Here is a 21010-nt window from a genome sequence, read left to right as displayed (position 1 = left end):
CTCAGTGGCCTTCCATTTCCTTGGTGGCGTTGCGGATGTTCCAGACCATGATCGGGATGACGAGGATCATGATGACGACGGCGATGGACGCGCCGCGCCCGAAATCGCCCCCGCCGCGGAACATCCAGTCGAACATCAGGTTCGCCAGGACCTGCGTCTGCCATTGCCCGTTCGTCATCGCGAGCACGATGTCGAAGACCTTCAGCACCAGGATGGTGATCGTCGTCCAGACAACGGCGATCGTGCCCCAGATCTGCGGCACCATGATCTTGAAGAAGATCTGGAAGCCGTTGGCGCCGTCGATGACGGCCGCCTCGATCGTCTCCTCCGGAATGCCGCGCAGCGCGGCCGAGAGGATGACCATCGCAAAACCCGTCTGGATCCAGATCAGGATGACCATCAGGAAGAAATTGTTCCAGAAAGGAATGGTCATCCACGCCTCGGGCGTGCCGCCGAAAGCGACGACGACGGCGTTGAGGATACCGATCTGCTCGGAGCCTTCGGCGCGGTAGTCGTAGACGAATTTCCAGATGACGGCGGCGCCGACGAAGGAGATCGCCATCGGCATGAAGATCAGCGTCTTTGCGATATTGCCCCACCAGATGCGGTCGGTCAGCGCGGCGACGATCAGGCCGAAGAAGGTGGAGAGGGCCGGCACGACGAGCAGCCAGAGGAAATTGTTGAAGATCGACTGACGGAACTCGCCGTCATTGATCATCCAGGCGAAATTGCTGAAGCCGACGAACTGCTGGCCGGAGCGGTTGTGGAAGGAAAGCCGGACGGATTCGAAGACGGGATAGACGAGATAGACCGCGAGCGCGAAGAGCGCGGGCGCCATGAACAGCCAGGGTCGGATGGCATTGGTGATGCGCAGGTTCTTCGAGGCCTGCGCGCCCGTCAGCCCCTTGGAGGGGAACATCTTGTCGAGCAGGAAATTCGTTCCGAAGAAATAGACGACGCAGGCGAGAACGCCCCCGACCATCGTGAAGATGGCGAATAACAATTGCTGCATGGCAGTCCCTCCCCCTGGGAAACGTCCCCTACGGCTTTTTCTCGCGCAGCACTGCGGCTTCAGTCGCTTGCCTGCCGTCTTCTGACGCGGCGCCGACCGCTCACGCGGCTTCATCACCGCATGGTCCGGCTGCACTTTCGCATGCTCGGGAAAACCGGCCGGCGGCTGCCGGCCGGTTCGCCGGGATGTTACTTGATGGCGTCCCAGGCCTTCTGGACGCTGCCGGCGACATCGGCCGCGGACTTGCCGCCGACGAAATCGACCATGCCGGTCCAGAACGCGCCCGCTCCGATCTTGCCCGGCATCAGGTCCGAGCCGTCGAAGCGGAAGGTCGTCGAATCGAGCAGGATCTCGCCCTGCTTCTTCATCGGCGCATTGGCATAGGCTTCCTTGTTGGCGCTCTTGTAGGGCGTCAGGAAGCTGGTCTGCGCCATCCAGACCTCATGGGCGATCGGCGTCTTCAGGAACTCGATGAAGGCGCGCGCGGCCGGCGTGTCCCTGGTGATCATGGCGAGCGTGCCGGCGCCGAGCACCGGGTTGCCGAGCTCCGGCTTGCTGGCATAGGGCGGCATGTAGAAGAAGTCCGCATCCTCGCCGACCACCGTACCTTCCGGGAAGAAGGACGGGATGAACGAGGCCTGGTGGTGCAGGTAGCACTTCGGCGGCGAGGCGAAGAGGCCCTTCGGGCTGTCGCGGAAGTCGGTGGAGGCGACCGCCGCCGCGCCGCCGTCTACGAACTTGTCGTTCTTGGCGAACCAGCCGAATTCATCGAGCGCGCCGACCACCGAGGCATCGGTGAAGGGGATCTCGTTCGTCACCCACTTGTCGTAGGTTTCCGGCGAAGCCGTGCGCAGCATCAGGTCTTCCACCCAGTCGGTCGCCGGCCAGCCGGTGGCGCCGCCCGAGCCGAGGCCGATGCACCAGGGCGTGCCGCCGTCGGCGACGATCTGCTCGGTCAGCGCCTTGAGGTCCTCCATGGTCTTCGGCACTTCATAGCCGGCGTCCTCGAAGTTCTCCGGCACGTACCAGACGAGGGACTTCACGTCGATCTTGTAGGGGAAGGCAAAAAGCGCGGCATTGCCGTCCTTGTCCTTGTAGGTCGAAAGGTCGACCCAGGACTGGCCGGCGGCATAGTTGTCGAGCAGCCACTGCTTGGTCTCGTCGCCGAGCGGGGTCAGGTGGCCCTTGGAGGCAAGGTCGGCGATCAGGCCCGGCTGCGGCAGGATGGCGACGTCAGGCGGGCTGCCGGCCTGGGTGTCGATGACGATCTGCTGCTCGTAGTTCTCGGAAGAGGAATATTTGATCTCGACGCCCGTCGCCTCGGTGAAATAGGCATAGACGACCTTGAACAGCGCCTCGTCCTCACCGCGCCAGGGGCCGAAAATGGTCAGCGTCTGGCCCTTGAGGTCGTGGCCCTTCTTGAAATCCTCGAAACTCTGCCAGTTGAACTTGGCATCCTCGCCCGGCTGGAATTTCAAGTCGGCCGCAGCAGCGCCGCCCGCCATCAAAAGAGCGAGCGCGGCCGTCATCAGCAATGTCTTTTTCACGAGATTTGCCTCCCATAGCAAACCCGCCCTCTCCCGGGGCAGGCATCCTCTAAAATACCCCAAAATTCAAAGCGCTTTGGATTTCCTTTCATCCCATTTCCCCCCGAGCCTCGTCAAGTACCCCTCAAGGCTTTGCCGATAAAAACGCCGGATTTAACGCAGTGCAGCGTAGTTTTGCGGCGCAAAAAGGCCAAATACGCTTTTCCTAAATGATTTGCTGATGTTAGATGCCGAAACGCTTTGGGACATATCCAGGGAATGAGGAGAGAAGACATCCAAAGCGCTTCGAATGTTTCAAGAAAGCCAAGCATGTGAATCTCAAGCAATTATCGCAGTTGCTGGGCCTCTCCCAGACAACCGTGAGCAGAGCGTTGAATGGTTACCCGGAGGTCAATGCCGAGACGCGCCAGCGCGTGCTGGATGCCGTCCGGGAGACCGGCTACCGGCCGAACCGCGCGGCGCAGCGGCTGGCGACCGGCCGGGCGGGCTCGATCGGCCTCGTCATGCCGACGGCCGACGGCATCGAATCCGACGTGCATTTCGGCGAGTTCCTCGCCGGCCTCGGCGACGAGGCGGTCAAGCACGACTTTCATTTCGTCATCAATCCGAGCCACCCGGAAGAGGAGGTCGCGACCTGCCGGCGGCTGGTGGCGAGCGGCAATGTGGATGCGCTGTTCCTCGCCTATATGCGCGAGAAGGATCCGCGCATTGCCATGATGAAGACCCTGAAGACGCCCTTCGTCGTGCACGGCCGGTCGATCGGCGTGCCGACGGACTATCCCTATCTCGACATCGACAATACCGGTGCCTTCTACGATGCCGCGCGGCTGCTCGCGCAGCTCGGCCACCGGCATTTCGCGCTGATCAACGGGCCGGACTACCTCGCCTTCTCGATCCGTCGCAAGAAGGGCACCGTGCAGGCCCTGGCCGAGCACGGCCTCACGCTGCGCGAGGACTGCGTGCAGCATTCGCAGATGACCGACGAACACGGGTTTCGCGCCATGGAGCGCTTCCTCCAGCTCGAGACGCCGCCGACCGCGGTCCTGTGCTCCAGCACGGTCCTGGCGCTCGGCGCCGTCCGGGCGATCAACCAGGCAGGGCTGAAACTCGGCACGGACATCTCGCTCATCGCCCATGACGACGTGCTGCCCATGCTGAAACCGGAGAATTTCATGGTGCCGCTGACGACGACCCGCTCGTCGCTGCGCGCCGCCGGCCAGCGCATCGCCCGCCGCCTCATCGCCGACATCCTGACGCTCGAAACCTTGCCGCAGCAGGAGCTCTGGAAGGCGGACCTCATCGTGCGCGCCTCGACCGGACCGGCACCGGCGGGGAAATGAAACGGCGCCCTTCGGGGACGCCATTATAAATCAGCTCGACTGCGGGGGCGCCTGCCGCGAAACGCCGCTGGGCGTTCAGAACTTCGGCGGGGTCCTGCCGGCCTTGCGATAGGCGGCGATGACGGTATTGGCCATCAGCATGGCGATGGTCATCGGGCCGACGCCGCCGGGAACCGGAGTGATGACGCCGGCGACCTTGGCGGCTTCGTCGAAGGCGACGTCGCCGACGAGGCGGGACTTGCCCTCGCCCTTTTCCGGCGCGGCGATGCGGTTGATGCCGACGTCGATGACGGTCGCGCCCGGCTTCACCCAGTCGGCTTTCACCATTTCCGGGCGGCCGACGGCGGCGACGAGGATATCGGCGTTGCGGCAGACGCCGGCGAGGTCCTTGGTGCGCGAATGGGCGGTCGTCACCGTCGCGTTCGCGGCCAGCAGCAGGGCGGACATCGGCTTGCCGAAGAGGTTCGAGCGGCCGATCACCACGGCATTGAGGCCGGAGAGATCATCGCCATGCGTGCGACGCACGAAGACCATGGCACCGGCCGGCGTGCAGGAAACGAGGCCGCCGTCGAGATCGCCCGTCGCCACCTTGCCGGCATTGACGACATGCAGTCCGTCGACGTCCTTTTCCGGCCGGATCGACTGGATGATCGGCTCGGACTTCAGATGCTTGGGGAGCGGAAGCTGGACGAGGATGCCATGGATGGTCTCGTCGGCATTCAGCGTCTCGACGAGGCGGGCCAGCTCTTCCTGCGTGGTCTCCTCGGGCAGCGTGTGCTGGATGGAGGTGAAGCCGCATTCCTTGGCCATGCGGCTCTTGGAGGAGACATAGGCGTGGCTGGCGGGATCGTCGCCGACGATGATGACGGCAAGGCCGGGCTTCACGCCGGCATCCTTCTCCAGGGCGGCAGCGGCGGACTTCACGGTGTCAATCACGGAAGCGGCAACCTGCTTCCCATCGATAATGGTGGTCACATTTCTCTCCCTGAATGAAGTGCCCCACTCTAGTGGGGCGCCCGCGCGGCGGGATGGCCTCTTAACGCCCTATGCTGTCCAAAACGCATAATTTCAAGCGCATCCTGCCGGAAAGCGCGGATCCGGCCCGCGAATGTGTCTTTTCCTGTCAGCGATGAAAGGCATGGCGGCGGCATGACGGAACCGCTCATCATCAGGCAGGAAGTCCTTTTTTGATGCAGGTTGCAGGCTTCCTTTGACCTGGAGAAACTGGAAACTGAACCGCAAATCATTGTTTCTAAAAAGCATTTCCAGAGAAAAACCATCATCGTTAGCGATGGATGAATACGGTCCGCCGCCTTTTCGGGAAATCCTTAAACGGCCTTTCAGGGGAACTTGCTAAATCGGCAGGCAGCAATAGCAGCCTTGCGGGAGCAGCATGACGCCCTATCCCACGGATCCTGTCGAACACGCCGCCTTCGAGGTCATGACGACCTTGAGGGCCGGCCACTGCCCGCCTGCGGCCGTTTCGAAAGGACCCTCGCCATGAACCTCGTGTCCGGCAACATCACCGCCTCGCAGCGCGACATTCTCGGCCTGCCGGTCTGCGATCTCGGCTGGGCGGACGCCTTTGCCTTCGCCGAGGAGGTGGCGACCATGCCGTTCGGCCAGAGCGTCATCGCCTTCATCAATGCCGGCAATGCCAATCTGATGATGCGCGATCCCGAATACCGCGCCGTGCTGGAACGCCAGATCGTCCTGCCGGATGGCGACGGCGTCGACATCGCCTCCATGGTGTTCCACGGCCGTAGATTCCCGGCGAACCTTACGAGCATCGCCTTCGTTCCGGCGCTCCTTACCTATATCGCAAAGCCGATGCGCGTCGCGCTGATCGGCGCGCAATCCGAAACGCTGCTGCGCGCTGCGGACACTCTTCGCCAGCATACGCCATGGCACGAATTCCTGCCCATCGCCGACGGCCATTTCGATGAGGGCCAGTCGGACGCGATCATGGAGCAGGTGCGGGCGGCCGATGTCGATATCCTGCTCGTTTCCATGGGCAGCCCGGCGCAGGAGAAATGGATCGACAGGCATGTCGGGCCCGGCCATGCCCGGCTGGTGCTCAGCCTTGGCCCGCTGTTCGACGCGCTCGCCGGCAGCACGCCCCCGATGCCCGAGACGATCCGCCGGTTCCGGCTCGGCTGGCTCTACCGGCTGGTGAAGGAGCCGTCGCGCCTGCCCCAGCGCAAGGCCCAGATCGCCTTTGCCTACCATGTGCTGCGCTACAGGCTGTCCGGCTCGATGATGGCGCGGGACGGCGCCAATACGGCAAAGGCCGGCTCGCTCTGAGGCGGCCGGCCAAACCTGCTTCACGCTCTTGCTGGACTTGCTCTAGTGCCCGCCGCTTTTCTCGGCCGGCTGGCCGGCCGGGACCTCGCCCTTGATGAGGGTCTGGCCGCGCTTGGGCGCGGGGTCCTGCACCGAGGCGGTGGTGATGTAGTCGATCTGCTCGACATAGACCTCGGCGATCACCTCTGCTCCGAAACGGCGGTTCAGCCCTTCCTTGACGATGCCGCGGAAGGCATCGACGTCGAAGCTGCCGACCGTCGCCACGTCGATCATCTTCTTGCCGACCAGCAGCGTATAGAGCTCGTCGGTGATCATCTGCGGCAGGGGAACGGTCTGCTTGGCCGCCAGGTCCTTGTTCGCCTTGTAGGCGAGCCGGGTGAGCAGGTAGCCGTTGACGCCGCCCTCCCCGATCACGGGCACCGTCGTCGTGTATCCGCTGACGAATTCCAGCGCCGCCTCGCGCTCGGCCGCCGCCGTGTCGACCTTGGGAGCCGAGGCCATCTTCAGCGAGAAATAGACCGAGCCGAGCGTGATGAGGACGATCCAGACGCCGGTGCCGATGAGCTTGATCATGTGCCGTAACCCAGGCGGAACTGTTCCTGCGAATAGGTGCCGTCAGCCTCGAGGTCCTGCACGGCATTCTTCAGGATGGTCACGACCTCGCGCACGGCCTCCAGATGGGCGGAGACGCGCTGGGCGTTGATGGCGAGCTTCTCGCGCACGCGGCCGAGCTGGCCGGAGAAGGTCTGCGGCACCTCGTCCGGACGCACGTCGCGCGTCAGCATCGCCAGTTCATAGAGGCATCGGCTCTTGTGGGCGTTCGAGGTCGGAAGATCGAAATCGGGATCATGGCCGATATTGTCGTTCTCATTGTCGATGATCGTTTCGAGCCGGCCGAGGACGGTGCGGATCCGCAATTCGTTGCTTGCCTGTTCCATTTTGTTGTTCTCCGCTTAGATCTTCGTCTCGTGTTCCTTGATGCCCGGCGTCAGGTCGGCAAAGGCTTGCCGCTGCAGGGCCTGCACCATGCCGGCTGCGATCCGGTCGGTATTCCTGTCCTTCTCGGGCGAGGCCGCGCCGATACCGCTGCTCTTGGCGAGGCTCTCGGCGATGCCGATGCCGCCGCCCTTGGCGAGCGCCTCGCCGAGCTGGTCGGCCATCATGCCGCGCCACATCTCGCCGGCCGTGCCCTTGCCGTAGATCTCTTCGCTCTCGGTCGGCATCATCGATTTCACGAAGTTCTGCAGCACCATGGATTCGAACTTGCGCAGATGCTCCGGCACGACCTTGCCGCCGACGGCGGAAACGCCCTGCGCCGACTGGGCGCCGACCGAATCCCGGTTGAGAATGCTGCCGACGGTGGCCTGGAAGCCGGCGCCGGCCTCGGCAAGGCTCGTCGCCTCGAAGGCGGCCTTGTTCGATTTCAGCCTGGCTTGGGCTTCCTGAACCTGGGCCGGGTCGGCAGCGCGCACGACATCGAGCACCAGGTCGCTGGGGGGAGAAATTGCCACGTCCTTGAGCCTTTCAGGTGATTCTCGTCAGCCGACCCCGTCCTCATGGCGGTTCGCCGGCTTCTGACCGTTCAGGACATCGGATCCCTCCGCACCGCGCTTGCGGCTGCTTCGACAAACCTCGTCATCGTCCTGATGCGACTATCGCTGCTCAACCTTACGGGAGGCTGGTGGCGGATGACGAAGCCGTGACGGCGATGCAGGGTAAATCCATTTTGACGCAAGCTTGATAAGGCCGCGGTAAATCGCCTTTCGTTACAGCGGCTTATTCCGGACGCAAAACTCTAGTCGTCATCGCCCTTGTAGGCGATGTGCTGGTCGATCAGATCGTAGATCGAATTGTCGGCCGCCTCGCGTTCCTCGGCGTTGCGGGCCTCCTTGCGATGCTCTTCCATGCGGTCGCCCTTGGTGCGCTCGCGCACCACGCGCATCTCGTGCATCTGCTGCACATTGGCCAGCATCTGGTCCTGCTGCTGCAATTTGCTGTACTGGCCGGAATAGTGCCGCGAAAAACTGCGGTGGATCGGATCCAGCGAGTTGATCGCGCCGGCGACAATCTCCATCGTCTCGGACACCTCCTCGCGCTGGCGCGTGGTATTGGCAAGGTCGATCTCCGCCATCTTCTCCAGATGACGCTGCACGCTGACGAGGCGCTTCAGCTTGTCCGAGCGGTTCTGCGCCATCGTCATTCCCCCCGGAAGACCGGGGTGAAGCCGGCCGCAAAGATCTCGAGCAGCGAGGAGACGCCGAAATACAGCAGGAGCAGCCCCCCCGTGATGATGAAGGGCAGCGAGACGAAATAGATCGGGATCTGCGGCGCCAGCTTGTTGACGAGGCCGATGGCGACGTTGAAGACCATGCCGTAGAGGATGAAGGGGCTCGCGAGCCTCAGCATGATCATGAAGGTCTGGCTCAGCGTGTCGGTGAGCGTGATCAGCGCGCTCTGCGGATTGAAGCCGGCGCCGATCGGCATGACGTTGTAGGATTCCACCAGTGCCCGCATCACGACATGATGGAAATCCAGCATGAAGAGCACCATCAGGCCGGCATAGGAGAGCAGGTTCGTCAGCTGGTTCTCCGCCGTGTCTTCCAGGACATCCGGCGTCGGCGGCGCGTTGAAGCCCATCATCATCGTCAGCACCGTGCCGGCAAATTGCAGGCCGAGCACATAATAGCGGGCGATGAGACCGATGACGGCGCCGGTCAGGGTCTCGAAGACGATCAGCAGGAGGTAGTTGTCGAGCGAGCCCGACGTGCGGGGATAGATCGTGTCCCACAGGATCGGCAGCACCGCCATGGAAACCGCCACCGCCAGGAACAGGCGGATCTGGACGGTGAGGCGCGCGGAGGAAAAGCCCGGCAGCAGCATGAAGCACCCGCCGACACGGCAGAAGGCGGCAAACAGCGCCAGCACCATGCCCTGCGGGTCGGTGATCATGAAATGGAGCCGAGGATCTTGATCTCGATGCCCTTGGCGAGCTCGACATGCGAGAGAACCGGCAATGTGGCGAAGAGGCGCTCGATGATCATGCGCACATAAGAGCGGGATTCGGGCGAGGTGACCAGTACAAAGGGCGTGCCGCGATCGAGAAATTCGCGGATAACCCGGGTCGCCTGCTCGGAAAACTCCTCGAGCTGGCGCGGATCGATGTCGAACTCGACGATTTCGCCCTTGGTGTCGCGCTTGAGCGCCTGATGGAAGACCATGTCCCACTTGTTGCCGAGGCGCAGCACCGGCAGCACGCCGTTCTCCGCGAGGTCGCCGCAGATCTGCTGCGACATGCGGATGCGCACATGCTCGACGATCTGCTCGGTCTTGCGCACATGCGGGGCGAGTTCGGCGACCGCTTCCAGGATGAGATGCAGGTTGCGGATCGAGACACGCTCGGCGAGCAGCAGCTTCAGCACGGCCTGGAGGCCGGAATAGGACATGTGCGACGAGCAGATCTCGTCGGCCAGCTTCCGGTATTCCGGATCGAGGCGCTCGATGAGCACCTTGACGTCCTTGTAGGACAGGAGCTGCGGCAGGTTGTTGCGGATGACTTCGGAAAGGTGCGTGAGAACCACCGAGACGTTGTCGATCGGGTGGAAGCCCTCGCGGCGCAGGTCGTCCGCAAAGGTTTCGAGGATCGAGACGGCCGGCATGCCGAAGGCGGGTTCGCGGATATCGTCGCCCGGCACGCTCGGCTTGCGCCCGCCGCCGGTGACGACGAGCACCTCACCGACGCGCACGATGTTGGAGGCGATCGTCGTGCCGTGGATGCGGATCTGGTAGGACTTGTCGGGGATGGAGATGTCGTCCGACACCTTGATTTCCGGCACGACGAAGCCGTACTGCCCGGCGAATTTCTTGCGCATCTTGCCGACGCGGAAGGCGAGTTCCTGGTGCGCGCCGAGAAGGCGCGTGGAGACCTGCTTGCCGAGCAGGAGTTCGATTTCCGCGGTCTTCAGCACCGACTTGACCGAATCCTTCTCCTGGTCGCGGCTTTGCTGGACCTGCTGGGCCTCCTGCTCGCGCTTGACGCGGTTTTCCTCGGCGATGCGGCGCGGGATGATCCAGGCGCCGAAGGCCATGACGCTGCCGAGCACCATGAAGGGGAAGAAGGGCAGGCCCGGTATGACGGCGAGCAGCATCATCAGGCCCGCGGCGACGAAGAGCGCGCGCGGATAGCCGGAGAGCTGGTTGACGACGGCCTGGTCGGTGGAGCCGGCGGTGCCGCCGCGCGAGACGATGAGGCCGGCAGCCAGCGAGACGATGAGGGCCGGGATCTGCGAGACGAGGCCGTCGCCGACCGACAACTTGACGAAGACGTCGGCGGCTTCGCCGAGCTCCATGCCGTGGCGGAAATAGCCGATGACGATGCCGCCGAAGACGTTGATGGCGGTGATCAGCAGGCCCGCGATGGCATCGCCGCGCACGAATTTCGACGCACCGTCCATCGAGCCGAAGAAGGAGCTTTCCTCTTCCAGCTCGCGGCGGCGCAGTTGCGCCTGCTTCTCGTCGATCAGGCCGGCGGAAAGGTCGGCGTCGATCGACATCTGCTTGCCGGGGATGGCATCGAGGGTGAAGCGCGCGCCGACTTCGGCGATACGTGTCGCACCCTTGGTGATGACGATGAAGTTCACCACGATGAGGATCATGAAGACGATGAGACCGATGACGAAGTCACCGGACATGACGAGGCTGGCAAAGCCGGCGATCACGCCGCCCGCCGCATCGTGTCCCTCGTTGCCGTGGGAAAGGATGACGCGCGTCGTCGCGATGTTGAGCGCCAGGCGGATCATCGTCGCGATCAGCAGCACGGTCGGGAAGGACGAGAAATCGAGCGGGCGCTGGATCCACAGCGCCACCATCAGGATCAGCACCGAGAAGGCGATGGAAAACGCCAGGCCGATGTCGATCATGAAGACCGGTATCGGCAGGAAGAGGATGGACAGGATCGTCAGGATGCCGACGGCGAACGCGATATCGCGCCCGCTGGGGCTGACCTTCGGAAGGTTTATTGCCGGTACTTGCGCCATCTGAATGCGTCCCGTCTCGTCATGAGAGGCGGCGGCGCGTCACACGCGTCGCCCATTTCACCTCATGACCTACAGGGCGAAGCTTGCGCGAGGGTGGCAGAGGGAGGTGCACATGTCGCAGCGCGGCGCATTGACCACGGCTTCGTCTGCCCTCCGTCATGCTCGGCCTTGAGCCGAGCATCCACGCTCCAAGCCTGGAACTAGAAGCCGCTCTCGATCCGGGAGAAGACGATGTTGGTGAAAATGGAGATCTGCGAGCCGATGAAGGGGGCAGAGATGGCGATCGTCACGAAGATCGCCAGGATTTTCGGCACGAAGGTGAGGGTCATTTCCTGCACCTGTGTCAGCGCCTGCAGGAAGGCGATGCTGACGCCGACGATCATGGCCGCAAGCACGGCCGGGCCGGAGGCCACGACCACCGTCCAGATGGCAGCCTGCGCTATGTCGAGGGCGTCTGCCTCATTCACGTTTCGGGCTCACTCGCCTTGGTTTCGCTGACCTTCACGCCGGGGCCGATGACGAGGGTCTTGCCCGAATCAAGCGTCGCGACGATGCCGTCATTGTATAGCGTGACTTCCGTGACCACGCCAGAAATCTTGCCGTCCTCGCTGGTGACGGTGCGGCCGATGACGGAGTTGGCTTCCTGCAGCGAGGTGCGCTGCAGCAGGCTTTCCAGGTTCTTGTTCGTCTTGATGGTCTGCTCGACCTGGGAGAAGGTCGCAAGCTGCGCCATCTGCTGGGTCGCGTCCATCGGCTCGGTCGGATCCTGGTTCTTCATCTGCGCCACGAGCAGCTTCAGGAAGCTCTCGTAGTTGATGGTCGCCGAGCGTTCGTCCGTGCCGGATTCGGCGCCGGTGACGGTCGGCACATAGGGCTTGTCTGCCGCCGATGCGGCGCCGACGGGCGTTACCATGGTGCAATCTCCCTGCGGATCTGTTCGATCGTGGCCGGTGCCATTTCCTGGTTGTTGAGGATGCGATCCTCGATCGGGTAGAGCGCGCGGATCGCCTTCAGCGCTTCGAAGGCGCGGCCCTGCGTGACGAGCGCATCGACGCGCTTGAGTTCAGCCAGCACTTCCTCGTTCTTGAAGCAGGAAAGCAGCATGATGACCGACTTGCGGAACATGGCGATCGACTGCTCGGCGCCTTCCGGGTTGATCAGCGACATCTGCGCGATGAAATAGAGCTGGCGAAGCGGCGTTGTCGCCTGTTCCGGCTGCAGGACGTGGTTTTCCAGAAGGAACGTGACATCGTTGAGGAACTCGATCGCGACCTTGCGATCGACCCTCAGGACTGCGCCGTTGACGAAGATGCGCTCACCGGATTTCAGCGATATACGCAGTGTACTTTTCATTTGATGCCATCCTTGATGATGGTGGTGATGTCGATGATGCCCTGGAAGTTCGAGGATTCGCGTTTGCGGATCTTCTCGATTTCCTTGAGTATCCAGATGGCGATCGAGATAAGGTTGGCCCGAAGCTCGGCCTCGAGCTGGTTCTCCGGATCTCCGAGATCTTCGATGAAGCGGATCCAGACGCGGCGCGTGAAGTAGATCGCCTCGATGGCCTCCCGGCCCTGGTTGCCGCCATCGCTGGCCATTGCCGCTTTCAGGAGCGCAATCGACCGATCGAGGACCTGCCGTTCCCGATCTTTCGAGACGGCGACGCCTTCCTCCATGATCTCGGCATATGAAAACTGGTACATTCAGACATCCTTCATGTGTGTCCGTACCCTCTGGTTCATCAGAGGTAATTCAGCAGGCTCAGGTTCTGGATCCTCGACGTGAGCGTGTAGGCAAGCGAAAGCTGCGATTCGAGCGTGGTGACGCGCGTCGCCGCCTCGTAGGTATCGATGCCTTCCATGTCCTTGATGCTGGTGCTCAGGATGGCGACCTGGGCATTGAGCGAGGCATTGGCCTGGCTGACGCGGGCTTCGGAAATGCCGAGCTTCGAACGCTCGCCGTCGATGCCGGAGATCGCGCGGCCCATATAGTCGATCGCCGCGTCGCTGACGGCCTTGCGGGTCTGCTCGCTGATGCCGCGCGCCAGCAATTCCTGCCCCAGCACGAGGCCGAGCGCCATATAGCGCATGCCGTCTACATTGGTATTGGTAGAACTCTGCACCGTCTCGGCGGCACTGATCCGGCTCTGCATGTTTTCGTCGGATGCGTTCGACCAATCGCCCTGCCAATTGGGGCCCATGAAACTGTCTTCGAGATCGTCCATGAACGCCTGCATTTGCGCTGGCGTGATGTCTTCGTCGGCGATTGCGCTGAAATGGGTCGCATAAAGGCCATCAAAGGCGGTCTTCGCGTCCGAAGCCGGGTCCTGCAGGTAATCCTTCAGCGGCATCACGTCGGTATTGATGCCGGCGAAGAGATATTCGCCGCTGAACGAGGTGTTGGCCGCCGAGGTGAAGGTGGAAAGCGCGTTGCCGAGGTTTTCCTTGGCAAGGTTGAGCTGGTCCTGCGAGGTGATGCCGGAGAGTGCGATCAGCACGCCCATCGCATCGTTCGCCGCCGTCGACATCAGGCTGAGCGCCTCCTGCGAGGCGGCAAGGCGCTGCGTCGTGAGCGCGTTGGTGCTCTTCAGCGATTCCATGCGCTGGAGATCGCGGTGCAGGTTCAGCGTGCGTGCGGTCTTGGCGCCCAGCACGGCGCCGACATCGGCGTGACGGCCGGTGACCGTTTCTTCCTGGAGCTGCAGCATCTCCTTCTGCGCGCTGGCCACGGTGAGCCGCATCGCATTTTGAAGGGACATGTTGGAAACGAAAGAAGTCTTCATAACTTACCCCGCCGCCTGGAGGAGAGCGGCGATCATCTCATCGACCGCCGCCACGAGTTTGGCCGAGGCCTTGTAGGACTGCTCGAGATCGAGAAGCAGGGCCAATTCCTCGTCGAGGCTGACGGCCGTCACATTGAGAAGGGCTTCCTGGGTGCGACCGAGCAGCGCAGCCTTGTCCCCGCCGGCCGTCGTCGCGGCGCTGCGGATCTCTTCCAGCCAGCCGACCGAGCTGGTCGAGAAGGACAGGATCGTCGTCGTCGTTTCGATGGACGCATCCGGATCGAAGGGCATCGGCGCCTCGAAGGCGGCCGCATAGCCGTTCAGAAGTTCGGAGAAGCTGGCATTGTTGTCCGTGTTGTAGACGGCATTGATGCCGTCCCGCAGCTTCGTGGGGTTGCCGCCCTCGCTGGAGATGACGTCGGGATTGACCTTGATGACCGCGGCCAGACCCGGATCCGTGACGGCGGGCAGGCCGTTGCTGATGAAGAGCCCTTCCATCCCGCCTTCGGAAAACACCTCGATCACGCCACGGGCGATTTCGTCGAGCTGCTTCTGGAAGATCGGCGCTACGTAGTCGCGGACCTGCAGGAGGGCGGGGATCGATCCTTGCGCGCTGGTGTTGCCACCGGCGCCTGCCTGGACCGGCACGCCATCGATAAGGACCTGGTTGCCGTCGACGGCCGCCGTGAAGGTGGTCGACGGCTGGAAACTCACGGTGCGCGGCACCGTCTCGAACAGGACCGTGCCGTCGCTGGTATAGAGCGCAAGGTCGTTGTTCGTACGGTTGACCGTGGTGACACCGATGATTGCGGAAATGCCCGTCAGCAGTTTGTCGCGCTGGTCGAGCGCGTCGTTGACGTCGGTGCCGGCGGCCGTTCCCTGGCGGACCTTGTCGTTGTAGGTCTTGAATTCTTTGAGCAGGCGGTTGAGTTCCACCACCGCCGTGTTGATGTCGGCGTCTGCCTCGGCCCGCAACTTCTGCAGGGCGTTCGAGGTGCTGTTCAGCGAGTTTGCGACGTCGATCGCATCCGACACCACCGTTTCGGCGAGCGAGACTTCGCTCGGCTTGTCGGCAAAGGTCTGGAGATTGTCGCGCAGTTTCGCCAGATAGGTGGAGGGGGCGAGTTCATAGTCCTCGCCACCCATCATCATCTTCATCTGCGTGAGACCGGCCAGAAGCGTATCCTGGCCGCTCGACTTGGAGATCGAGAGCAGGTTCTGCTTCAGCAGTGCCTCGTTCTGGGCCCGCTGCGTTTCCACCACGGTGGCACCGGAGGAGGCCGTGGCGAGGATCGCCGCGCGGCGTGCGTAGTTCGGGTTGCTTGCATTGGCAATGTTCTTCGACGCGACGGCCGATTGCAGGCCTACGTTGGAGAAGCTGGACTGAGCAGTCTTCATTGCTGCTGAAAGCGACATCGGATCTACCTAACTCTCGAATGCATGCGCGGCGTCATGCCGGCTTATCTCTTCAGATTGACGAGGACTTCCATCAGCTCGGAACCGGTCTGGAAGACCTTCGAGTTGGCCGTGTAGTTGCGCTGCGACTCGATCATGCTCGTCAGTTCCTCGGCGATGTCGACGTTGGAGTCTTCCAGCGCGCCGGAGATGATGGTGCCGTAGCCCCCGTTACCGGCGTAGCCCATGACGACGACGCCCGAATCGCTGCTCTGCGCGTAGACGTTGCCCGGCAGCGGCTTGAGGTTGTCGGGGCTCTGCACGTTCGCCATGGCGATACGGTATTTCGGCGCAAGGTCGCCGTTCTCGTATTTGAGGTAGACGATGCCGTCGTCGCTGATCTCGTAGCCGGCAACGCCGCTCGGGCCGATGCCGTCGATGTCGCCCTTGGCCGCAAAGTCCGCGGCAAGCTGCGTGCTGCCGCCGCCCGCGCCGCCGATCGAGATTTCGAGCGGATTGAGGATACCGCCGCCGATCGGCGTCGGGCCGTCCAGGGTGATGTCCGTCGGCGAGACAAGCTTGCCGTCCGTATCGAAGGTGAGGGTCGTCGGCGCCAGGAGCGGCGTAACCGTGCCGGTGGCCGGGTCGGTATAGCTGACTTCCAGGCTCCATTCGTTCGGCGTGGCCGTGGTAGAGTATTTGAAGTCGAGCTTACGGGTGTTGCCGAGGCTGTCATAGGCGACGAGCGAGGTGGTCTTGGAGAACGGATCCTCCGCATTCGACGGCAGGTTGGTGTGCAGATAGCCCTTTTCGGACGCCTTCACGTTCAGTTCGCCGGATGAGAGGTTGATCTGCTCAAGGCCGGCAAAGCCGTTGATGACGATCGTCGGATCTTCCGTGGAAGAATAGGGATAACCCATCAGCGTGAAGCCGGAGGAGTTGCGCAGCGTGCCGTCGTTCATCGGCGTGAAGGCGCCGGCACGCGTCATGTATTCGACACCGTCCGAACCCTGGACGATGAAGAAGCCCTTGCCGTTGATGGCAAGGTCGGTCGCCGAGGTCGTGTAGGTGAAGGTGCCCTGTGCGGAGATGGAATAACGCACGCTCGTGTTGACGCCGCCGGAATTGTAGGCGCCGCCGGTGGAGGGCAGGATAAGGGAGGAGAACTGGGTCGAGGCCTTCTTGTAGCCCGTCGTGTTCGCGTTGGCGATGTTGTCGGCAACCGTGCTCAGGCGGTTCGCCTGCGCATTCATGCCGGAAACACCCGTTCTCATCGTACCGTAGAGGCTCATGTCATTTCCCCGTTCGTCTCGTCACCAGGACCCTATGGGACGGGCCTTGCGTGAAGCTGGCTGCCGGGGTCCGCCTTCCCCGCCAGCCAGCAATGTCATGTCAGCCCTGCCAGTCGATGCAGTAGCCAAGGAAGCGCTTGGAATCGATCGGGTCGAAACCGAGCTTCTTGCGCAGCTTCTTGCGCAGCTTGCTGATGTGGCTTTCGACCACGTTCTCCTCGACGTCCTCGTCGAAGATGCCGTAGATCGCGTTGAAGATCTGGGTCTTGGAAAGCCGGCGGCCGCGGTTGGCGACCAAATATTCGAGGATGCGGCGCTCGCGGCGCGGCAAGGGGAAGACTTCGCCGGTGATTTCCGGATCGCGGCCATCGGAGAAGACGCGGATCGGACCGATATCGGTGTGGTTGGCCAGCGCCTTCAGGCGCCGCCGGATGGCCGCCGCACGGGCCAGGATTTCACGGGGATGCACCGGCTTGCGCACGACGTCGTCGACGCCGCTGTCGAAGAGCGCAAGGGTGGTTTCCAGGGAGGGCGTGTCGCTGACCGCGATAACCGGGGCCTGCGAGCGATCACGGATCGCACGCGGCAGCTCCATGGAGAGCTGGCCCTGGCCGATCAGGAACGCCTCGACCGCATCGATGTCCGAATCGGCAGCGGTATTCACCCACTCGCCGAATTCACGGGGATCGAACCCCGTCGAGGGCACGCCCTCGCGACCAAAAAGAGAAGTATAGCCGTCTTTAACGAGCTCGCGCTCATCAACCACTACGATCATTCGTCCGCCTCCGAATCAGTGTGGTGCCTCGTTAAGGCAGTGGTACGAATCGGGCGAATCACCGGCAACTAGAGGAAGTGACTGGGTGGAATTAACAGTTGATTAAGAATTGCGTGCCGATTTGGTCTATATATAGTAGGCCTCATCGGATTTTGCCACAATTTTACGGTGGAAAAGTTAACAAAGGTTAACGAGCTGCCTTGCCATCCCAAAACAGGGCGCATTCTTGCCACATTACGGCACAGGCCGCCGCAAGCCCAAAAACTCAACTTTTAATAGAATTACCGGCAGAACTGTTTCGCGTTCGCCGTCCAGCTTCCATAGCCTGTCGCCACCAGGTTCGCGATCACCCGGCAGACATAACGCTTCTGCGCGGGGTCATTGTTGGGACCGGCATGATAGCGCGCGACGGCCATCGTCCAGGTCTCGTGCCGGGCGTGCAGCCGCGCCAGGAATGCTGCCGCATATTCGACATTCTTGCGCGGGTCGAACATCTCCGCAGGCGAGGAAAACTGGTCGCCGTGGAAGTGGTGGTTGATCTGCATGCAGCCGAGGTCGATCAGCTTGGCGCCGCGCGCCCGCGCCGCTTCGAATGCCTGGAGGGCATCCTGTCGGTCGCGGCCGAAGAAGGCCTTGCCCTCGATGTTCATGGCATAGGGCTGCAGCGAGCCCTTCCGGCCGGTCTCGGTGAGACCGACGGAGTAGAGGATGCCGGCAGGAACATCGTATTTTGCGGCCGCCGCGAGGATTTCCCGCTCGCACGCCCCGACGGAGGCCTGGGCGTCAGAGATAGACGCCGCCAGAGCGCTGAGGCTGGCCGCCAGCAAGGCCAGGAGCGTTGTCCGACGTGGTGCCTTCATGGGGTGCTCCCTCGCGTGCGAAATTGCCTGTGCCCTCTCCACTGCCGCCCTGGCGGCCATTGCCACCCTCGCGGGCCTGCGGCTGGCCGGAGAACTGCTGCTGCTGGCCCTGGCTGTCGCCCTGCTGCGCATTCGCGCCCCTGTCGGCCGGTGCGAGCTGGACGCTGACCTGATCCACGGCAAAACCCTGTCCGCGCAGCGCGCGCACGATGGCGTCCCGGTCGTCGATGAGCTGGCGATAGGCCTCGCCCGTCTCAACCTGCAGCGAGACGACGAGATCGTCGCCGTGCAGGCGCAGCGTTGCCGTCACGAGGCCGAGCTCGATCGGGTGCATCTGGATCTTCAGCGTGTTGACGACCTTGCCGGTGGCCGCCGTCTCCGCATGGCTGAGCCCGCCGGTGGCGCTGAGCGAGGCCGCCCATTGCGGGTCCTGCGTGATCGCCGTCGTCACGGCCGCCGCATTGCCGGTCTGCGCAAGGCCGATATAGCGGCGCGCATCGACCACGGTCACCGTCTCGCCCTTCGGGCCGGTCGGATTGGCATCGCGGAAGGTCGCGCGATCGCCCTTGTCGGACAGGCTCATGTCGAGATCCCGCCCCTTGCCGTCGGCGCGGATCAGCCGGAAGAGCTGGTCGGCATCCGACTGCGGCACGTCGCCGGCATGCATGGCATCCGTCACATGGGTGCCATCGGCCTTGGCCGCGGCATCGGCACGGGCCTCGACCCTCACCGTTCCCTTGCCGCCGGCCTGCGCCTTCCCGTCCGGCACCGTGCCCGGCATACCGGCCTTCGCGGCCGCATCCAGCGGCATTGCATTCGGCGCGGCCAGCATTTCCAGAAGATTGCCGACATCGGACCCGGCTTTCGGCGCAGTCTCCTGCGTCGCGTCGGCCGCCACCGTGGCGTCCTCGTCCACGTCCGTATCTTCGCCACGGAGCGTGGCAGACTTGCCGTCGCGCACCTCGCCCTGCGTCCTGCGGCCCGGCCGGCCTGCAGCCTCCGGCAGGAGCGCCGCCTTTTCGTCAAAAGGCCGGTCGTCCGCTTCGGAGGCATCCACGCCGGGCTTGCCCGCGGCTTCGGTCAGCGCCGCTCCATCGCGGCGCCCGAGCTTCACGCGCGCCTGGTCAGTTTCTCCCCTGTCGTGCTCGCCACGGACGGCCGCGCCGGAAATCGACAATCGCGCGCCCTTGCGCCCGCCGTCACCCTCCCGTCCGGAAAGACTGGCGATGGCAGTGGCAAAGCCGCCCTCTTCCGAAGCGCCGGCGGCCTGGCCGTGACCAGCCTTGCCCTTTCCTGGCGCCTGCCCCTGCACGACGCCCAAAACCCCGCTACCGATGGTGCTCAACTGCCTTCTCCTTTCAAGAGCGCGTCGATTTCGTCGAGCTTGGACCTCCCGCCCGAAACGAATGTATCGAAGGCGGGGTCGATGCCCGCGCTTTCTGGCTGCTCTTTCTTTTCCTCTGCCGGCTCGACGACCGAGGCGACCGGCGTCTCTTCGACGCCCGCCCGCGGATCCATCGCCCGATCGGCGAGTTCCGCCTCGCTCAATCCGTCATGGGAGGCGTCCTCGGCCTGCCGCACGGGCTTGGCAAGATCCGCCTCCGCCGCCACGGGCACCACCGGTTCACGCAGCACTTCCTCCGCCACCGCGCGGGCCGCCGCCTTCAGGGCGCGGTCCTTGGCCGAGAGCTTGTCGTCGGGGATGGCGATGATCGATTCCATCGCCGCCGCCACGTCCCCGGAAGGGACGGAGGCCAGGCCCGAATAGAGGTCCGCCAGCACCTTCGGCACGCTCTCCCCGTCACCGGACAGCACCTGGGCGCGTTCGGCGGCAAGCGAGGCGAGCTTGTTCTTGCCCGAGATCGCCGCAAGGCGCGCCATGCGCAGATAGACCTCGCGCTGACGCGGCACGTCCATGAAGGAGAGTATCTCCAGAATGTCGTCTTCCTTGATCGCCTCGAAATGATCGACCGCCAGCTTCACGAAGAGATCCGCGAACTGGCTGGCATAGGGCGACCGCAGGTAGCGCCGCGCATAGCGGTTGGCATAGGTCATGCTCTTGTCGATCCAGCCGGCCTCGCTGGCGATGTAGATCGAGCGGCGCAGCGCCGCCTCCTCGACGATCGTGCCGGGGGCGACGAGCCGTGCCCAGTCGAAATAGGTGAGTGCCAGCGCAGGATCCTTGCGCATGACCGAATTGGCCGAGACGAGCGCGAGATAGGGGCCGACGCGCGAACGCTTGTATTCCGGGAAGATCTCCGCGAGCGACTTGACGCTCTGCGTGCCGCGGCCGCTGAGATAGCTGCGCAGGGCATCGGTCAGGCGGGAATCGAAATGCCCCTCGACATCCTTCCTGATCAGCACTTCCAGCGTCTCGGGATTGCCGCCGCTCATCGCGTAGACGAGCGCGGCGTCCACATTGCGCGGGTCGTCGAAGAGCACGGATTCTCCGGTGCGCAGCCGCTCGTCGATGGTGCTCAGCAGGAAGCGCTGCATCTCCATCGCCGAATGGTCGCCAAGCGCCACCGTGTCCTGCACATATTGCAGCGAGCGGATCATCTTGTAGGGCGCAAGATTGTCGAGGTCTTCGGCACGCGCGGGCGCGACGGCGGAAAGCACCGTGCACAAGACCGTTCCCATCAGGAGAGAGCGCCGCAAGAAGCCCATGGC

Annotated in this window: 22 protein-coding genes; 2 read left to right on the top strand and 20 right to left on the bottom strand. The window is 63.3% G+C overall.

Going from position 1 to position 21010, the window contains the following annotated elements:
* Window position 1: 1 nt before the first annotated feature.
* Together shn_RS01790 and shn_RS01785 are read right to left on the bottom strand one after the other, a co-directional pair.
* Window positions 2–1012, bottom strand: coding sequence for a carbohydrate ABC transporter permease (locus tag shn_RS01790; protein WP_064328910.1), 1011 nt, complete (start codon window positions 1010–1012; stop codon window positions 2–4).
* A gap of 188 nt (window positions 1013–1200) precedes the next feature.
* The gene (locus shn_RS01785) at window positions 1201–2541 is read right to left on the bottom strand and encodes an ABC transporter substrate-binding protein (RefSeq protein ID WP_371328595.1); all 1341 of its coding nucleotides are present in this window, start codon (window positions 2539–2541) and stop codon (window positions 1201–1203) included.
* A gap of 329 nt (window positions 2542–2870) precedes the next feature.
* On the opposite strand from shn_RS01785, the gene shn_RS01780 reads away from it, so the two are divergent.
* The gene (locus shn_RS01780) at window positions 2871–3899 is read left to right on the top strand and encodes a substrate-binding domain-containing protein (protein ID WP_064328909.1); all 1029 of its coding nucleotides are present in this window, start codon (window positions 2871–2873) and stop codon (window positions 3897–3899) included.
* A 75-nt stretch (window positions 3900–3974) separates the two neighbouring features.
* On the opposite strand, the gene folD is transcribed toward shn_RS01780, so the two are convergent.
* Window positions 3975–4874 carry a bifunctional methylenetetrahydrofolate dehydrogenase/methenyltetrahydrofolate cyclohydrolase FolD gene (gene folD, locus shn_RS01775; protein WP_064328908.1) on the bottom strand — a complete coding sequence of 300 codons (900 nt, stop codon included), beginning with the start codon at window positions 4872–4874 and terminating at the stop codon, window positions 3975–3977.
* Window positions 4875–5399: 525 nt separating this feature from the next.
* Here folD and shn_RS01770 point away from each other — a divergent pair.
* Window positions 5400–6203, top strand: coding sequence for a WecB/TagA/CpsF family glycosyltransferase (locus shn_RS01770; RefSeq protein WP_064328907.1), 804 nt, complete (start codon window positions 5400–5402; stop codon window positions 6201–6203).
* A gap of 42 nt (window positions 6204–6245) precedes the next feature.
* On the opposite strand, the gene shn_RS01765 is transcribed toward shn_RS01770, so the two are convergent.
* From shn_RS01765 to motC, 17 genes are all read right to left on the bottom strand, one after another.
* Complete coding sequence (locus shn_RS01765; protein ID WP_064328906.1) at window positions 6246–6776, bottom strand: hypothetical protein; 531 nt, start codon at window positions 6774–6776, stop codon at window positions 6246–6248.
* Window positions 6773–7141, bottom strand: coding sequence for a hypothetical protein (locus shn_RS01760; RefSeq protein WP_064328905.1), 369 nt, complete (start codon window positions 7139–7141; stop codon window positions 6773–6775). Before shn_RS01760 ends, shn_RS01765 begins: the two co-directional genes overlap by 4 nt.
* A 15-nt stretch (window positions 7142–7156) precedes the next feature.
* Complete coding sequence (locus tag shn_RS01755) at window positions 7157–7714, bottom strand: rod-binding protein (RefSeq protein WP_064328904.1); 558 nt, start codon at window positions 7712–7714, stop codon at window positions 7157–7159.
* A gap of 284 nt (window positions 7715–7998) precedes the next feature.
* Window positions 7999–8397: a hypothetical protein gene (locus shn_RS01750; protein WP_064328903.1), complete on the bottom strand. Its 399-nt coding sequence runs from the start codon at window positions 8395–8397 to the stop codon at window positions 7999–8001.
* A gap of 2 nt (window positions 8398–8399) precedes the next feature.
* Window positions 8400–9152 carry a flagellar biosynthetic protein FliR gene (gene fliR / locus shn_RS01745; protein ID WP_064328902.1) on the bottom strand — a complete coding sequence of 251 codons (753 nt, stop codon included), beginning with the start codon at window positions 9150–9152 and terminating at the stop codon, window positions 8400–8402.
* Window positions 9149–11236 (bottom strand): flagellar biosynthesis protein FlhA, encoded by a 2088-nt coding sequence (gene flhA / locus shn_RS01740; RefSeq protein WP_064328901.1) that lies wholly within the window; start codon window positions 11234–11236, stop codon window positions 9149–9151. The genes fliR and flhA overlap by 4 nt, the downstream gene beginning before the upstream one ends.
* A 200-nt stretch (window positions 11237–11436) precedes the next feature.
* Window positions 11437–11703 carry a flagellar biosynthesis protein FliQ gene (gene fliQ / locus shn_RS01735; RefSeq protein ID WP_064328900.1) on the bottom strand — a complete coding sequence of 89 codons (267 nt, stop codon included), beginning with the start codon at window positions 11701–11703 and terminating at the stop codon, window positions 11437–11439.
* Window positions 11700–12149, bottom strand: coding sequence for a flagellar hook assembly protein FlgD (flgD, locus tag shn_RS01730; RefSeq protein ID WP_064328899.1), 450 nt, complete (start codon window positions 12147–12149; stop codon window positions 11700–11702). The genes fliQ and flgD overlap by 4 nt, the downstream gene beginning before the upstream one ends.
* On the bottom strand, window positions 12143–12589 hold the full coding sequence (gene flbT, locus shn_RS01725; RefSeq protein WP_024270944.1) for a flagellar biosynthesis repressor FlbT: 447 nt from the start codon (window positions 12587–12589) through the stop codon (window positions 12143–12145). The genes flgD and flbT overlap by 7 nt, the downstream gene beginning before the upstream one ends.
* The gene (flaF, locus tag shn_RS01720; RefSeq protein ID WP_064328898.1) at window positions 12586–12939 is read right to left on the bottom strand and encodes a flagellar biosynthesis regulator FlaF; all 354 of its coding nucleotides are present in this window, start codon (window positions 12937–12939) and stop codon (window positions 12586–12588) included. The genes flbT and flaF overlap by 4 nt, the downstream gene beginning before the upstream one ends.
* Window positions 12940–12977: 38 nt before the next feature.
* The gene (locus shn_RS01715) at window positions 12978–14018 is read right to left on the bottom strand and encodes a flagellar hook-associated family protein (RefSeq protein ID WP_064328897.1); all 1041 of its coding nucleotides are present in this window, start codon (window positions 14016–14018) and stop codon (window positions 12978–12980) included.
* 3 nt (window positions 14019–14021) lie between these two features.
* On the bottom strand, window positions 14022–15434 hold the full coding sequence (gene flgK, locus shn_RS01710) for a flagellar hook-associated protein FlgK (protein WP_064328896.1): 1413 nt from the start codon (window positions 15432–15434) through the stop codon (window positions 14022–14024).
* A gap of 44 nt (window positions 15435–15478) precedes the next feature.
* A complete protein-coding gene (locus shn_RS01705) occupies window positions 15479–16705 on the bottom strand; it encodes a flagellar hook protein FlgE (protein WP_064328895.1) in 1227 nt (408 codons plus the stop codon).
* Window positions 16706–16805: 100 nt separating this feature from the next.
* Window positions 16806–17480 (bottom strand): transcriptional activator Rem, encoded by a 675-nt coding sequence (rem, locus tag shn_RS01700; protein WP_064328894.1) that lies wholly within the window; start codon window positions 17478–17480, stop codon window positions 16806–16808.
* A gap of 281 nt (window positions 17481–17761) precedes the next feature.
* On the bottom strand, window positions 17762–18340 hold the full coding sequence (locus tag shn_RS01695; protein WP_064328893.1) for a transglycosylase SLT domain-containing protein: 579 nt from the start codon (window positions 18338–18340) through the stop codon (window positions 17762–17764).
* Window positions 18264–19685 (bottom strand): flagellar hook-length control protein FliK, encoded by a 1422-nt coding sequence (locus tag shn_RS01690; protein ID WP_145925846.1) that lies wholly within the window; start codon window positions 19683–19685, stop codon window positions 18264–18266. The genes shn_RS01695 and shn_RS01690 overlap by 77 nt, the downstream gene beginning before the upstream one ends.
* Complete coding sequence (motC, locus tag shn_RS01685) at window positions 19682–20980, bottom strand: chemotaxis protein MotC (protein ID WP_064332391.1); 1299 nt, start codon at window positions 20978–20980, stop codon at window positions 19682–19684. Before motC ends, shn_RS01690 begins: the two co-directional genes overlap by 4 nt.
* Between the last annotated feature and the right edge of the window lie 30 nt (window positions 20981–21010).

The organism is Shinella sp. HZN7 (assembly GCF_001652565.1).
GTDB classification, from domain to species: Bacteria; Pseudomonadota; Alphaproteobacteria; order Rhizobiales; family Rhizobiaceae; genus Shinella; species Shinella granuli.
This window is presented reverse-complemented; position numbering and strand designations above follow the sequence as displayed.

Excerpts from the sequence above, each read along its gene's own strand:
- shn_RS01765 (WP_064328906.1), bottom strand. The coding sequence starts at position 6,776 with ATGATCAAGCTCATCGGCACCGGCGTCTGGATCGTCCTCATCACGCTC.
- rem (WP_064328894.1), bottom strand. The coding sequence starts at position 17,480 with ATGATCGTAGTGGTTGATGAGCGCGAGCTCGTTAAAGACGGCTATACT.
- shn_RS01750 (WP_064328903.1), bottom strand. The coding sequence starts at position 8,397 with ATGGCGCAGAACCGCTCGGACAAGCTGAAGCGCCTCGTCAGCGTGCAG.
- shn_RS01760 (WP_064328905.1), bottom strand. The coding sequence starts at position 7,141 with ATGGAACAGGCAAGCAACGAATTGCGGATCCGCACCGTCCTCGGCCGG.
- shn_RS01785 (WP_371328595.1), bottom strand. The coding sequence starts at position 2,541 with ATGACGGCCGCGCTCGCTCTTTTGATGGCGGGCGGCGCTGCTGCGGCC.
- flgK (WP_064328896.1), bottom strand. The coding sequence starts at position 15,434 with ATGTCGCTTTCAGCAGCAATGAAGACTGCTCAGTCCAGCTTCTCCAAC.
- shn_RS01695 (WP_064328893.1), bottom strand. The coding sequence starts at position 18,340 with ATGAAGGCACCACGTCGGACAACGCTCCTGGCCTTGCTGGCGGCCAGC.
- shn_RS01705 (WP_064328895.1), bottom strand. The coding sequence starts at position 16,705 with ATGAGCCTCTACGGTACGATGAGAACGGGTGTTTCCGGCATGAATGCG.
- motC (WP_064332391.1), bottom strand. The coding sequence starts at position 20,980 with ATGGGAACGGTCTTGTGCACGGTGCTTTCCGCCGTCGCGCCCGCGCGT.
- flaF (WP_064328898.1), bottom strand. The coding sequence starts at position 12,939 with ATGTACCAGTTTTCATATGCCGAGATCATGGAGGAAGGCGTCGCCGTC.
- flhA (WP_064328901.1), bottom strand. The coding sequence starts at position 11,236 with ATGGCGCAAGTACCGGCAATAAACCTTCCGAAGGTCAGCCCCAGCGGG.
- flbT (WP_024270944.1), bottom strand. The coding sequence starts at position 12,589 with ATGAAAAGTACACTGCGTATATCGCTGAAATCCGGTGAGCGCATCTTC.
- flgD (WP_064328899.1), bottom strand. The coding sequence starts at position 12,149 with ATGGTAACGCCCGTCGGCGCCGCATCGGCGGCAGACAAGCCCTATGTG.
- shn_RS01715 (WP_064328897.1), bottom strand. The coding sequence starts at position 14,018 with ATGAAGACTTCTTTCGTTTCCAACATGTCCCTTCAAAATGCGATGCGG.
- shn_RS01790 (WP_064328910.1), bottom strand. The coding sequence starts at position 1,012 with ATGCAGCAATTGTTATTCGCCATCTTCACGATGGTCGGGGGCGTTCTC.
- shn_RS01770 (WP_064328907.1), top strand. The coding sequence starts at position 5,400 with ATGAACCTCGTGTCCGGCAACATCACCGCCTCGCAGCGCGACATTCTC.
- fliR (WP_064328902.1), bottom strand. The coding sequence starts at position 9,152 with ATGATCACCGACCCGCAGGGCATGGTGCTGGCGCTGTTTGCCGCCTTC.